This is a genomic window from Allobosea sp. OK403, assembly GCF_900113835.1.
In the GTDB taxonomy this organism is placed as follows: domain Bacteria; phylum Pseudomonadota; class Alphaproteobacteria; order Rhizobiales; family Beijerinckiaceae; genus Allobosea.
This window is the reverse complement of the sequence record NZ_FOQV01000001.1, coordinates 530,040-542,667: the sequence shown is the minus strand read 5'-3', so window position 1 is coordinate 542,667 and position 12,628 is coordinate 530,040. Positions and strand designations below refer to the sequence as shown.

The 12,628-nt window shown below is 64.6% G+C and carries 12 protein-coding genes; 5 read left to right on the top strand and 7 right to left on the bottom strand.

All coding sequences use genetic code 11. The annotated features are described in order from the left end of the window. Positions 1-54: 54 nt before the first annotated feature. Positions 55-561 (bottom strand): GNAT family N-acetyltransferase, encoded by a 507-nt coding sequence (locus BMZ97_RS02310; RefSeq protein WP_175525398.1) that lies wholly within the window; start codon positions 559-561, stop codon positions 55-57. Further along, a complete protein-coding gene (gene gatB, locus BMZ97_RS02305) occupies positions 558-2,039 on the bottom strand; it encodes an Asp-tRNA(Asn)/Glu-tRNA(Gln) amidotransferase subunit GatB (protein WP_092165045.1) in 1,482 nt (493 codons plus the stop codon). Before gatB ends, BMZ97_RS02310 begins: the two co-directional genes overlap by 4 nt. Positions 2,040-2,269: 230 nt before the next feature. Here gatB and BMZ97_RS02300 point away from each other — a divergent pair, with 230 nt between their 5' ends. Beyond that, positions 2,270-3,427 (top strand): efflux RND transporter periplasmic adaptor subunit, encoded by a 1,158-nt coding sequence (locus BMZ97_RS02300; RefSeq protein ID WP_092165043.1) that lies wholly within the window; start codon positions 2,270-2,272, stop codon positions 3,425-3,427. Positions 3,428-3,498: 71 nt separating this feature from the next. Further along, positions 3,499-6,687, top strand: coding sequence for an efflux RND transporter permease subunit (locus BMZ97_RS02295; protein WP_092165041.1), 3,189 nt, complete (start codon positions 3,499-3,501; stop codon positions 6,685-6,687). Positions 6,688-6,762: 75 nt separating this feature from the next. Here the strand turns inward: BMZ97_RS02295 and BMZ97_RS02290 are convergent, their stop codons facing one another. From BMZ97_RS02290 to BMZ97_RS02270, 5 genes are all read right to left on the bottom strand, one after another. After that, positions 6,763-7,065 carry a chorismate mutase gene (locus tag BMZ97_RS02290; protein ID WP_092166521.1) on the bottom strand — a complete coding sequence of 101 codons (303 nt, stop codon included), beginning with the start codon at positions 7,063-7,065 and terminating at the stop codon, positions 6,763-6,765. Beyond that, positions 7,065-8,579: an Asp-tRNA(Asn)/Glu-tRNA(Gln) amidotransferase subunit GatA gene (gene gatA / locus BMZ97_RS02285; RefSeq protein ID WP_092165040.1), complete on the bottom strand. Its 1,515-nt coding sequence runs from the start codon at positions 8,577-8,579 to the stop codon at positions 7,065-7,067. Before gatA ends, BMZ97_RS02290 begins: the two co-directional genes overlap by 1 nt. A gap of 86 nt (positions 8,580-8,665) precedes the next feature. After that, positions 8,666-8,953 (bottom strand): Asp-tRNA(Asn)/Glu-tRNA(Gln) amidotransferase subunit GatC, encoded by a 288-nt coding sequence (gene gatC / locus BMZ97_RS02280; RefSeq protein ID WP_069691306.1) that lies wholly within the window; start codon positions 8,951-8,953, stop codon positions 8,666-8,668. 77 nt (positions 8,954-9,030) lie between these two features. Beyond that, positions 9,031-9,729 (bottom strand): metal-dependent hydrolase, encoded by a 699-nt coding sequence (locus BMZ97_RS02275; protein WP_092165039.1) that lies wholly within the window; start codon positions 9,727-9,729, stop codon positions 9,031-9,033. A gap of 21 nt (positions 9,730-9,750) precedes the next feature. Continuing rightward, positions 9,751-10,035, bottom strand: a complete 285-nt coding sequence (locus BMZ97_RS02270; protein WP_092165038.1) for a GIY-YIG nuclease family protein — start codon at positions 10,033-10,035, stop codon at positions 9,751-9,753. 255 nt (positions 10,036-10,290) lie between these two features. Between BMZ97_RS02270 and ade the strand changes: the two genes are divergently transcribed. Genes ade through BMZ97_RS02255 form a run of 3 tightly spaced genes read left to right on the top strand, consistent with a single transcriptional unit; the run spans position 10,291 to position 12,626 of the window. Further along, positions 10,291-11,991, top strand: coding sequence for an adenine deaminase (gene ade, locus BMZ97_RS02265; protein WP_092165037.1), 1,701 nt, complete (start codon positions 10,291-10,293; stop codon positions 11,989-11,991). Between the two features lie 55 nt (positions 11,992-12,046). Further along, positions 12,047-12,325: a type II toxin-antitoxin system ParD family antitoxin gene (locus BMZ97_RS02260; RefSeq protein ID WP_092165036.1), complete on the top strand. Its 279-nt coding sequence runs from the start codon at positions 12,047-12,049 to the stop codon at positions 12,323-12,325. Further along, positions 12,312-12,626 (top strand): type II toxin-antitoxin system RelE/ParE family toxin, encoded by a 315-nt coding sequence (locus tag BMZ97_RS02255; RefSeq protein ID WP_092165034.1) that lies wholly within the window; start codon positions 12,312-12,314, stop codon positions 12,624-12,626. Before BMZ97_RS02260 ends, BMZ97_RS02255 begins: the two co-directional genes overlap by 14 nt. Positions 12,627-12,628 lie beyond the last annotated feature (2 nt).

Here is a 12,628-nt window from a genome sequence, read left to right as displayed (position 1 = left end):
GTCCTTGATCTCGTCATCACTCGAAACTCGCCGGCGCCCCAATCGTTGGAACGATCACTCGGCGAAAAGCCGCTTCGCCATCAGCAGCGTGTTCGGCGTGTCCTCGCGCCCGTCGAAGCGGGCCTGGCGCTGCAGGAAAAAACCCATGCGCTCGTAGAAGGCGATGGCCGGCTCGTTTTGGCCCTCGACCTCCAATCGCGCCACCGGGGCTTGCGGAAAACAGGCCAGCGTCACCTGCAGCAGCGTGCGACCGACACCGATGCCCTGATAGCTTGGGAGGACGTAGAGCCTCGTCAGCAGCGCAGCGCGGTCGCGCTCCAGCCGCGCCGAGGAGGTCGCGATGATCTCCTCGCCGACCAGAGCGACGAGAAAGGCTCCGCTGTCGCGCCCGAGCTGGGCCGAGAGGTTCTCCAGCGAATGCCAGGCATTGGTGATCTCGGCGACGCGCTGCCAGCCATAGATGCCGTCATAGGTCGCATGCCAGGTCTCGACCAACAGACCGCGCACCGCCGGGAGATCGGCGGGCAGCGCGTCGCGGATGATGAGACCGTCTGGTGTCACTCGATGCCCAGCTTGGCTTTCAGGATCTCGTTCAGGGCCTGCGGGTTGGCTTTTCCGCCCGAAGCTTTCATCGCCTGACCGACGAACCAGCCCAACATGGTCGGCTTCGCCTTGACCTGCTCGACCTTGTCGGGATTGGCGGCGATCAGCTCATCCACCGCCTTCTCGATAGCGCCGGTATCGGTGACCTGCTTCATGCCGCGGGCCTCGACGATCTCACGCGGATCTCCACCTTCCGACCAGAGGATCTCGAACAGGTCCTTGGCGATCCGGCCCGAGATGACACCCTCGCCGATCAGCTCGACCAGCCCACCGAGCTGGGAAGCCGAGACCGGCGAGGAGCCGACATCCTGGCCCTCCTTGTTCAGCCGGCCGAAGAGCTCGTTGATCACCCAGTTCGCGGCGGCCTTGCCGTCGCGGCCTTTCGCCACGGCCTCGAAATAGTCGGCCTGCTCGCGCTCGGCGACCAGCACCGAGGCATCATAGGGCGAGAGGCCGTATTCCGCGATGAAGCGCGCCTTCTTGGCGTCCGGCAATTCCGGCAGAACGCTCTTCAGCTTCGCGACGAAGGCGTCGTCGAATTCGAGCGGCAGCAGGTCCGGGTCCGGGAAATAACGGTAGTCATGCGCCTCTTCCTTGGAGCGCATCGAGCGCGTCTCGCCCTTGCCGGGATCGTAGAGCCGCGTCTCCTGGTCAATCGTGCCGCCATCCTCGATGATGCCGATCTGGCGGCGCGCCTCGACCTCGACCGCCTGGCCGATGAAGCGGATCGAGTTGACGTTCTTGATCTCGCAGCGCGTACCCAGCTCCGCGCCGGGCTTGCGGACCGAAACGTTCACGTCGGCGCGCAGATTGCCCTTCTCCATGTCACCGTCGCAGGTGCCGAGATAGCGCAGGATGGTGCGCAGCTTGGTGACATAGGCGCGCGCCTCTTCGGCCGAGCGCAGATCCGGCTTCGAGACGATCTCCATCAGCGCCACGCCCGAGCGGTTGAGATCGACGAAGCTCATCGTCGGATGCTGGTCATGGATCGACTTGCCGGCGTCCTGCTCCAGGTGGAGTCGCTCGATGCCGACCGTGATCTGCTCGGTCGGCGACAGGTCGATGACGACCTCGCCCTCACCGACAATCGGGCTTTTGTACTGGCTGATCTGGTAACCCTGCGGCAGATCGGGATAGAAGTAGTTCTTGCGGTCGAAGACCGAACGGTTGTTGATCTGGGCGTTGAGACCCAAGCCAGTGCGCACGGCCTGACGGATGCACTCGGCATTGATGACCGGCAGCATGCCCGGCATGGCGGCATCGACGAGGCTGACATGCTCGTTCGGCTCGGCGCCGAACGCCGTGGAGGCGCCGGAGAAGAGTTTCGCATTGGAGGTCACCTGTGCATGGATCTCCATGCCGATCACCACTTCCCAATCGCCGGTCGCTCCCTTGATCAGCTTCTTGGGGTCGGCGGGGCGAACATGCGCGTTCATCTTGGCTCTTTCGACTTGAAAATCTCGGCTACGGGTTACGATTTCGGCGCGCGGCCGGCAAGCGGCTGTTGCCCTCCTGTCACCACTTGGCCGTATTGTGGCGTATTTGCCCCTTGTTGGCCTTAGTGTCGAGTGAACGATCTTGACAATCGTCAGTCCGCCCCCCTTCTTGCAGCAAAATCCGGAAACCTTCGCTGGTTGCGCCGGTCCTGCTATTCCGGAGTCCGTCCATGACATATCGCCGCGCCACAGGTTTCGGACTCGTCTTCGCTTCCGCCGCGCTGACTTTTGCCGCCACCGCGGCCCTCGCCCAGGGTGCGCCGCCGGCGCCACCCGTGCAGGTCTCGGCTCCACTCGCCAAGCGCGTCACCAACTGGGACGAGTATACCGGCCGCTTCGAGGCAAGCGAACAGGTCGAAATTCGCGCCCGGGTCTCGGGCTTCCTGGATTCGCTGCATTTCCGTGACGGCGATCTCGTCACGAAGGGCGACCTGCTCTTCACCATCGATCCGCGCCCCTACCGGCTCTCGGTCGACGTCTCGCGCGCCGATGTGGCGCGCGCCAAGGCGCAGGTCGAGCTGGCGCAGAACGAGGTCGAGCGCGCCGAGGGCCTGACCCAGAACCGCACCATCACGGCCCGCGACATCGACCAGCGCCGCGCCAACCTCAACAGTGCGATCGGCACCCTGCAGGGAGCCGAGGCCAACCTCAAGACGGCAGAGCTCAACCTCGAATGGACCCAGGTGCGCGCGCCCCTCTCGGGCCGCATCTCCAACCGGCGTGTCGACCCGGGCAATCTTGTCGCCGGCGGGCAATCGGGGGCGACCCTGCTGACCACGATCGTCGCCGTCGACCCGATCAACTTCGTCTTCGATACCTCTGAGGCGGATTATCTGCGCTATTCGCGGCTAGCTGGAAACCTTCGCAAGGTCACCAGCCGCAACGAGGGCAGCCCAGCCGAGGTGCGCTTGGCGGATGAGCACGAGTGGAAGCGCAGGGGCAAAATCGACTTCGTCGACAATGCTCTGAACGCCCGCTCCGGCACCATCCGCGGCCGCGCCGTGTTCGAGAACAAGGACCAGTTCCTGACGCCGGGCACCTTCGGGCGGCTGCGCCTCTTCGCCGGCGAGGCCGATGCCTTGCTCGTGCCCGACACCGTCATCGTCTCCGACCAGGCCAGCAAGATCGTCATGACCGTTGGCCCCGAGAACAAGGTCGTGCCCAAGCCCGTCGTGCTCGGCCAGATCACCGATGGCCTCCGCGTCATCCGCGAGGGCCTCAGCCCCACCGACCAGGTCATCATCGGCGGCCTCGCCAACCCGATGGTGCGGCCGGGCGGGACGGTGACGCCACAACCCGGCGAGATCAAGCCGACCGCTACGAACTGACCGTTCGCCACCCGATCTGAGCCACGGACGGCACTTCGCCGTCCGCCCTGCCTTCCGGCCAGGAAACGCCCATGTTCCGTTTCGCGCATTTCTTCATCGACCGGCCGATCTTCGCGACCGTGCTGTCGATCCTTCTGACCATCGCGGGCGCGATCGCCCAGCGCGGTCTGCCGATCGCCGAATATCCCGAGATCGCCCCGCCGACGGTCACGATCACGGCGACCTATCCCGGCGCCTCGGCCGAGGTCGTCGCCTCGACGGTCGCGGCCCCGATCGAGCAGGAGGTCAACGGCGTCGACGACATGCTCTATATTTCGTCGCAATCGACCGGCGACGGGCGCGTCACGATCAGCGTCGTGTTCAAGGCCGGCACCGATGTCGACCAGGCTCAGGTGCTGGTGCAGAACCGCGTCTCCGCGGCCGAGCCGCGCCTGCCTCAGGATGTGCGCACGCTTGGCCTGCAGGTCCGCAAGGCCTCGCCCGACTTCCTGATGGTCATCCACATGCTGTCGCCCGACGGCTCGCGCGACCAGCAATATGTCTCGAACTACACCACGCTCAACGTCAAGGACGTGCTGACCCGTGTCGATGGCGTCGGCGACGTCCAGGTCTTCGGCGCGCGTGATTACTCGATGCGGGTCTGGCTCGATCCCGCCAAGGTCGCGTCGCGCAACCTGACCGCCGGCGATGTCGTCGCCGCGATCCGCGCCGCCAACATTCAGGTCGCGGCGGGCGCGATCAACCAGCCACCGGCCAAGTCGGACGGCGCCTTCCAGCTATCGGTCAATACGCTCGGACGTCTCACCAGCATCGAAGAGTTCTACGACATCGTCGTGCGCTCCGACGCCGATGGCGGCACGATCCGCGTCCGCGACGTCGCTCGCGTCGAACTCGGTGCGCAGGATTACCTGTCGAACTCCTATCTCGACAACAAGGAAGCGGTCGCGATCGGTGTCTTCCAGCGTCCGGGCTCAAACGCGCTCGCGGCCTCCGAATCCCTCATCAAGACGATGCAGACGTTGTCGAAGGACTTCCCGGGCGGGCTTGAATACCGGATCGTCTACAATCCGACGGAATTTATCGGGGAATCCGTCTCCGCGGTCGTGCAGACGCTGCTCGAGGCGATCGTGCTCGTCGTCATCGTCGTGATCCTGTTCCTGCAGACCTGGCGCGCCGCGATCATCCCGATCATCGCCATTCCGGTTTCGCTGGTCGGCACCTTCCTGATCATGAGCGCGGTCGGGATCTCGTTCAACACGATCTCGCTGCTCGCCCTCGTGCTGGCGATCGGCATCGTCGTCGACGATGCCATCGTCGTCGTCGAGAATGTCGAGCGTTATCTCGCGCAAGGGATGAGCGCCAAGGACGCGGCGCACAAGACCATGGACGAGGTCGGCGGCGCCCTGCTGGCGATCGCCCTCGTGCTTTGCGCCGTGTTCATCCCGACCGCCTTCATCACCGGTCTGCAAGGCACGTTCTACCAGCAGTTCGCGGTGACCATCGCAGCCTCGACGATGATCTCGTGCTTCGTCTCGCTGACGCTGTCGCCGGCGCTGTCGGCGATCCTGCTGAAGCCGCACAGCCATGAGGAGCCGAAGGGGTTCATCGCAGCGCTCGGCGCGCCGATCCGCTGGTTCTTCAAGTATTTCAACAAGGGTTTCGACTGGCTCTCGCGCGGCTATGGCGCGGTGACTTCGCGTCTCATTCGCGTCAGCGTCCTGATGCTTCTGGTCTATGCCGCCTTGATCGCGGTCGCCGGCCAGCGCCTCGTTGCAATCCCGACAGGCCTGGTGCCGCAGCTCGACCGCGGCTACTTCATCGCCGTCTTCCAGCTTCCTGCGGGTTCCTCGCTGCCGCGAACGGACGCGGTCATCCGCAAAGCGACAGACATGCTGCTGAAGCGACCTGGCGTTGCTCATGCGGTTGCGTTTGCCGGTCTTGATGGCGCGACCTTCACCCTGGCGCCCAATGCCGGCGTCGCCTTCGTCACCCTCTCGGACTTCAGGGAACGGGCCAAGGCTGGCCTGACGACCCAAGGCATCCTCAACGACCTGCGCACCCAGCTGTTCCAGATCAACGAGGCCTTCTCCCTGGTGATCGAGCCTCCGGCCGTTCCCGGCATCGGCAATGGCGGCGGTCTCAAGGGCTATGTTCAGGATCGCAGTGGACGCGGCCTCGCGGCGCTGGAAGGCGCGACCTGGGCCGTGGCGGGAACAGCAGGGCACTCTCCGGGCATCCAGCAGCCCTTCACCCTGTTCTCGACCAAAACGCCGCAGATCTTTGCCGATATCGACCGGACCAAGGCGGAAATGCTCGGTGTGCCGGTGACGCGTGTGTTCGAGACCCTGTCGATCTATATGGGCTCGGCCTATGTCAACGACTTCAATATCCTCGGCCGCACCTTCCGGGTGACGGCACAGGCCGACAACCCCTATCGGCTCGACGTCCGTGACGTCGCCGCCCTGAAGACGCGCAATGCCGATGGCGAGATGGTGCCGATAGGCTCGGTCGCGACTTTCTCGAACACGACCGGCGCCTATCGCGTGCCGCGCTACAACCTCTATCCGGCAGCCGAGGTGCAGCTTTCGATGGCGCGCGGCTACTCGACGGGACAGGGCATCGCAGCCGTGGAGAAGATCGCGAGCCAAGTGCTACCGACCGGCTTCGGCTTCGAATGGACCGAGATTGCGCTGCAGGAGAAGCTCGCCGGCAATACCGCGATCATCGCCTTCGGTCTCGCCGTCGTCTTCGTCTTCCTGCTGCTGGCGGCGCTGTATGAGAGCTGGACCTTGCCGCTCGCGGTCATCCTGATCGTGCCGATGTGTATTCTCGCGGCGATGATCGGCGTCGGCTACAAGGGCTTCGACCGCAACGTGCTGGTCGATATCGGTCTCGTCGTGCTCGTCGGCCTGGCCGCGAAGAACGCGATCCTGATCGTCGAGTTCGCCAGGCAAGCCGAAGACGAGGGCATGAACCGGCGTGAAGCCGCGGTCGCCGCGGCCAGGACCCGGTTGCGGCCGATCCTGATGACCTCGCTCGCCTTCATCCTCGGCGTGCTGCCCTTGACGATCTCGATCGGCGCTGGCGCGGAGATGCGCCAGGTGCTCGGCGTCGCGGTGTTCTCGGGCATGATCGGCGTGACCTTCTTCGGTCTGATCTTCACTCCGGCGTTCTACGTCATCGTGCGTTGGCTGGCGGAGCTCCGCGGCAAGAAGAGGGCAGTCACCCCGACGCCTCACACAGCACAGCCCACACACTGACAAAAGAAGGGCCTTCCGCGCACAGCGCGGAAGGCCCTTTCCGTTTGATGGCGTCGGTCGCGCCGAACTCTTAGATCAGATCCGCGTCAGGCGACCTTCCTCATAGGCGATTGTCCAGCCGATCAGCGGCCGCCACAGGGTCTCGGCCAGTTCCGGCGGAAGCCCCGCCTCCTGCGCCCTTTCCCTGACGGTCTCGACCACCTGCTCGACCCGCTCCGGTATGTTCGCCGGCAGGCCGTCGCCGCGCTTGACCACCAGCACGCGCTCGACGACGTCGAGCCGCCGGCGCAGCAGCGCCACGAGCTCGGCATCGATGGCGTCGATCTCCCGCCTCAGCCCCGCGAGAGCAGGAACCTTGAGAAGATCGCGGTCCGCCATCAGCCCCACCAGCGCTCGCTCACAGGGAAACGTCCGGCCGCGTCCTCGATCACCTGCCCGAGCGAGAACAGCGTCTCCTCGTCGAAGGGCCGGCCGATGAGCTGAAGGCCCAGCGGCAGCCCCTGGCTGTCCAGCCCCGCCGGCACGGCGATGCCGGGCAGGCCAGCCATGTTCACCGTCACCGTGAAGATGTCGTTGAGATACATCTCGACCGGGTCGGCCGAGCCCTTCTCGCCGATGCCGAAAGCCGCCGACGGCGTCGCCGGCGTCAGCACGGCGTCGATGCCGGCGGCATAGGCCTGGTCGAAATCGCGCTTGATCAGGGTGCGGACCTTCTGGGCGCGCAGATAATAGGCGTCGTAATAGCCGGCCGAGAGCACATAGGTGCCGATCATGATGCGGCGCTTGACCTCAGCGCCGAAGCCTTCGGCGCGGGTCTTCTCATACATCTCGACGATATCGCGGCCCTGCTCGCGCAGGCCGTAGCGGACGCCGTCATAGCGCGCGAGATTGGACGAGGCCTCTGCCGGGGCAACGATGTAATAGGCTGGCAACGCGTATTTCGTATGCGGCAGCGAGATCTCGACGATCTCGGCGCCGGCCGCCTTCAGCCAGTCGATGCCCTTCTGCCAGAGCGCATCGATCTCGGAATTGAGCCCTTCGAGCCGATACTCCCGGGGAATGCCGATCTTCATGCCCTTCACGGAGCGGCCGGCGGCCTTCTCATAATCCGGTACGGCCATATCGACCGAGGTCGTGTCCTTGGGGTCGTGGCCCGCCATGGAACGCAGCATCACGGCGCAGTCGCGCACCGTCTTGCCGATCGGCCCGGCCTGGTCGAGCGAGGAGGCGAAGGCGACGATGCCCCAGCGCGAGCAGCGGCCATAGGTCGGCTTGATGCCGACCGTACCGGTAAAGGCGGCGGGCTGGCGGATCGAACCGCCGGTGTCGGTCGCGGTCGCAGCCAGGCAGAGATCGGCCGCGACGGCCGAAGCCGAGCCGCCCGACGAGCCGCCGGGAACGAGATGGGCGCCCTCGATCGCGCCAGTCGCCCCTGCCCCGACATTCGAGCCCTTGCGGCGCCACGGGTTGACCACGGGGCCGAAGGCCGAGGTCTCGTTCGACGAGCCCATGGCGAATTCGTCGTTGTTGAGCTTGCCGAGCATGACCGCGCCGTCGCGCCAAAGCTGGCTCGACACCGTCGATTCATAGGCCGGCACGAAATTGCCGAGGATCTTCGAGCAGGCCGTGGTGCGTACGCCCTGCGTCGCGAACAGATCCTTGATGCCGAGCGGCAGGCCCTCAAGCGGGCCGCCCTCGCCTTTCGCAAGCTTCGCATCCGAGGCGGCCGCCTGCTTCAGGGCATGCTCGGGCGTCTCCAGCACATAGGCGTTGAGCGCGCGCGCCTTCTCGACCGAGGCGATATGGGCCTTGGTGATCTCGGTTGCGGAAAAGGTCTTCGCCTTCAGCCCATCGCGGGCCTCGGTCAGGGTCAGGCGGGTGAGATCGGTCACGTGGGATATCCGTTCAGCAAACGTCAGGAGATCCCCGGGTTGCGCTTCGCGCCCCCGAGGATGATCGAATGAGCGGTCTCAGCCGCTCATTCGATCACCTTAGGCACCATGAAATAATTGTCTTCGGACGCCGGCGCGTTGGCGACGATCGTGTCGGCGATCTCGCCGTCATTCACGATGTCGGCCCGCAGCTTCATCGCCATCGGCGTCACCGAGGTCATCGGCTCGACGCCCGCGACATCGACCTCGTTCAACTGCTCGACGAAGCCAAGGATCGCGTTGAGCTCGCCTTGCAGCTTGGGCAGATCGGCTTCCGGAACGGCAATGCGCGCGAGATGCGCGACGCGCTTGACGGTGGCGAGGTCGACCGACATGGCGGGCTCCTGAAAAATGATTTGCCCGCGCTATAGCGCGCGGGCGTCAAACACGTAAGTCAGTAATGACTGACTGATCAAAGCGAAACCGCTTCGCCCTTCTTCGGCACCAGCGCCTGCACGTTGCTGCCCTTCAACCCCGCCACGAACGCATCGGCATTGGCGTCGATGATCGGGAAGGTGCCGTAATGGCAGGGAATCGCGAGTTTCGGCTTGACGAAGCGGGTCATGGCGAGCGCCGCGACCTTGCCGCCCATGGTGAAGCGATCTCCGATCGGGCAGATGCAGGCTTCGACGCCGTGGATCTCGGCAAGCAGCGCCATGTCGGAGAAGATGTCGGTGTCGCCCATGTGCCAGAGCGTCTTCTCGCCCCTTGCCTTGATGATCGCGCCATTGGCATTGCCAACGGGCACGTTGACGCCGCCTTCGCCCATGCCTGCCGAATGATCGGCCCGTACCAGCGTCACGCTGAACGGGCCGAGATCGACGCTGCCGCCGGTGTTCATCGGCTGGAAGTTCTTCAGCCCGTTCGAGGCCAGATGCATAGCGAGGTCGTAGTTGGTGATGACCGTCGCGCCGGTCTTCTCGGCGATGGCGAGCGTGTCACCAACATGGTCGCCATGGCCGTGCGTGACGACGATATGGCTCACGCCCTGCGAGATCGCGGCGATGTCGCCTTCGAAAGCCGGATTCCCGGTGAAGAAAGGATCGATCAGGATGACAGCGCCGTCGATCTCGGCGCGAAAAGCGGAATGGCCGTACCAGGTGAGTTTCATCGCGGTCTCCAGAATGCTCGCTCAATCGAGATGCGTCGTGGGGTATAGATCATTCCAATCGGGATTGGAGCGCTCAATCAGTTCGATCTTCCAGCGTCGACGCCAATGCTTGATGCGCTTTTCCTGCGCGATGGCTTCCTCGGGGGTCTCGTAATGCTCGGCGTAGACGAGGCGCAACGCTCGGTAGCGGCTAGCGAACTCTGAACCTCGTCCTTCTCGGTGCTCCAGAATGCGGCGCGACAACGAATTGGTCACGCCCACATAAAGCGTGCCGCCTTTCTTGCTCGCGAGAAGATAGACCCACATGATTGCATCATAGTGCACTGTCGTCCCGGGCGAAGCGAAGCGCAGACCCGGGACCCATTCCGGAACGGTGCATTGCAAGAGCCGGACAGCGGCTGCTGAGACATAACTTGCCAATGTTCCGGAATGGGTCCCGGGTCGGCGCGGCTACGCCGCTTGCCCGGGACGACCTCGTAGTTTTGCACACGCGGCCTCCAAGTCGACAATCCGCCGGGCTGCGTGCAGGCTTCCGCATCCCTGCCATACGGAATCAGCGCCATGACCGACGCCGCAACCCTCGCCCGCCGGATTGCCCAGGGACGCGGCGACGAGCCGGCCGACCTCGTCATCCGCGGCGCGCGGCTCCTCGACCTCGTCACAGGCGGGCTGACCAGGACCGATATCGCGCTCTGCGGCGACACCGTCGTCGGCACCTATGGCTCCTATCAGGGCAAGGTCGAGGTCGATGCATCCGGCCTCATCGCCGTGCCGGGCTTCATCGACACGCATCTGCATGTCGAATCCTCGCTGGTGACGCCGCTCGAATTCGAGCGCTGCGTGCTGCCCCATGGCGTGACGACCGCGATTTGCGATCCCCATGAGATCGCCAATGTGCTGGGCGTCGAGGGCATCCGTTATTTCCTGGCCTGCGCCGAGGCGATGCGCATGGATCTGCGCGTCCAGCTCTCGAGCTGTGTGCCGGCGACCCATCTGGAGACCGCCGGTGCGCGGCTGGAAGCCCCCGATCTGGTTGCCTTGATGGATCACCCCAAGGTGATCGGGCTGGCCGAGTTCATGAATTTTCCGGGCGTGCTGCATCGCGATCCCGGCTGCCTGGCCAAGCTTGAAGCCTTTTCGCACCGGCATATCGACGGCCACGCGCCGCTTGTGCGCGGGATGGATCTCAACGGCTATCTCTCGGCCGGTATCCGCACCGACCATGAAACCACGACCGCCGACGAGGCCCGTGAAAAGCTCGCCAAGGGCATGGCCATCCTGATCCGCGAAGGCTCGGTCTCGAAGGATCTGCATGCGCTGATCCCGCTGATCAGCCGCGACGCCTCGCCCTTCCTCGCCTTCTGCACCGATGACCGCAATCCGCTCGACATCGCCGAGGAAGGCCATCTCGACTACATGATCCGCACCGCCATCGCCCATGGCGCGGATGTGCTGGCGACTTACCGCGTCGCGACGCTCTCGGCCGCGCGGAACTTCGGACTGTTCGATCGCGGCTTCATCGGGCCGGGCAAACGCGCCGACATCGTGCTGCTCGACGATCTCGCAACCTGCCATCCGAAGGTGGTCTTTGCCGGCGGCCGGCTGGTCGAGGACGCATTGTTCGCAGATCGCATCCCGGTTGCACCGGTCGGGCTCGGCAGTGTCAAAAATCGGCAGCTCATGCCGGCGGATTTCAAGGCGCGGGCGCGCCAAGGCGAAACACCGGTGATCGGCGTCGTGCCCGGCCGCATCATCACCGAGCGACTAGGCATGGCTCTGCCCTCACGCGGCGGCGAAGCGCTGCCCGATCTGGCGCAGGATGCGGTCAAGGTCACAGTGATCGAACGCCATGGCAAATCCGGCGGCATCGCCACCGGCTTCGTCCATGGCTTCGGTATGAAGCATGGCGCCATCGCCTCGTCGGTCGGCCATGACAGCCATAATCTCTGCGTCGTCGGCGTCGACGAAGCCTCGATGGCAGCCGCCGCCAACCGATTGATCGAACTCGGCGGTGGTTTCGCCGTCGCCGATGGGGGCGTCGTGACGGCCGAGCTGGCGCTGCCGGTCGCCGGGCTGATGAGCGACCAGCCATTCGAGACCGTCAGGCATGGGCTTGAGGATCTGCGCGCCGCCGCCAAGGCGCTTGGCGTCGTGCTGGCGGAGCCCTTCCTGCAAGTGGCCTTCCTGACGCTGCCGGTGATCCCGCATCTCAAGATTACCGACAAGGGGCTGGTCGACGTGGACCGGTTCGATTTCGTGTGAGCATTCTTGCAGAGTGCATGACTGTGTCATACACTCTGCAAGCAAGGAGCAATCTATGGCCAGAACCAGTCGCCCCATGACAGTGACGTTGGGCGAGATGCAGGCAAAGGTGGAGGCGCGGGTCGAGTCTGGAGCCTATGCTTCGGCGAGCGAGGTTCTACGCGCTGGCTTGCGAGCCTTGGAGCGCGAGGAGCGCGAGTTCGACGCGATCCTGAAAGCCAAGGTCGAAGAAGCGCTCGCCGATCCGCGGCCTTCGGTTCCGATGGATGAGGTCTTTGCACGCCTTGAAGAGCGCCATCTGAAACGATTGGCACGCGATCGTGAAGGCGTATGAAGTTGCGCTATCGCCGCTCGCCGAAGGCGATCTGAATTCGCTCTACGATTGGATCGCCTACAGCAGCAGCCCGGCAACCGCCAAGGGCTTCATCCTGCGCATCCGTGCGAGCTTCGAATCATTGTCCCTGTTTCCCGAGCGCGGAACGCGACGGGATCACCTCGTGCCGGGCTTGCGCATCTATGGCCTCGATCGTCGCGTGACGATTGCATTCCGTATCGATGCAAACACAGTCACAGTCCTGCGCGTCCTCTATGGTGGGCGCGATCTGGCGGGCCTTCTCGATGATGGCGCCCCCTGATC

Coding starts and splice junctions, on each gene's coding strand:
- gatB (WP_092165045.1), bottom strand. CDS start 2,039: ATGAACGCGCATGTTCGCCCCGCCGACCCCAAGAAGCTGATCAAGGGA.
- BMZ97_RS02300 (WP_092165043.1), top strand. CDS start 2,270: ATGACATATCGCCGCGCCACAGGTTTCGGACTCGTCTTCGCTTCCGCC.
- BMZ97_RS02295 (WP_092165041.1), top strand. CDS start 3,499: ATGTTCCGTTTCGCGCATTTCTTCATCGACCGGCCGATCTTCGCGACC.
- BMZ97_RS02290 (WP_092166521.1), bottom strand. CDS start 7,065: ATGGCGGACCGCGATCTTCTCAAGGTTCCTGCTCTCGCGGGGCTGAGG.
- gatC (WP_069691306.1), bottom strand. CDS start 8,953: ATGTCGGTCGACCTCGCCACCGTCAAGCGCGTCGCGCATCTCGCGCGC.
- BMZ97_RS02275 (WP_092165039.1), bottom strand. CDS start 9,729: ATGAAACTCACCTGGTACGGCCATTCCGCTTTTCGCGCCGAGATCGAC.
- BMZ97_RS02270 (WP_092165038.1), bottom strand. CDS start 10,035: ATGTGGGTCTATCTTCTCGCGAGCAAGAAAGGCGGCACGCTTTATGTG.
- ade (WP_092165037.1), top strand. CDS start 10,291: ATGACCGACGCCGCAACCCTCGCCCGCCGGATTGCCCAGGGACGCGGC.
- BMZ97_RS02260 (WP_092165036.1), top strand. CDS start 12,047: ATGGCCAGAACCAGTCGCCCCATGACAGTGACGTTGGGCGAGATGCAG.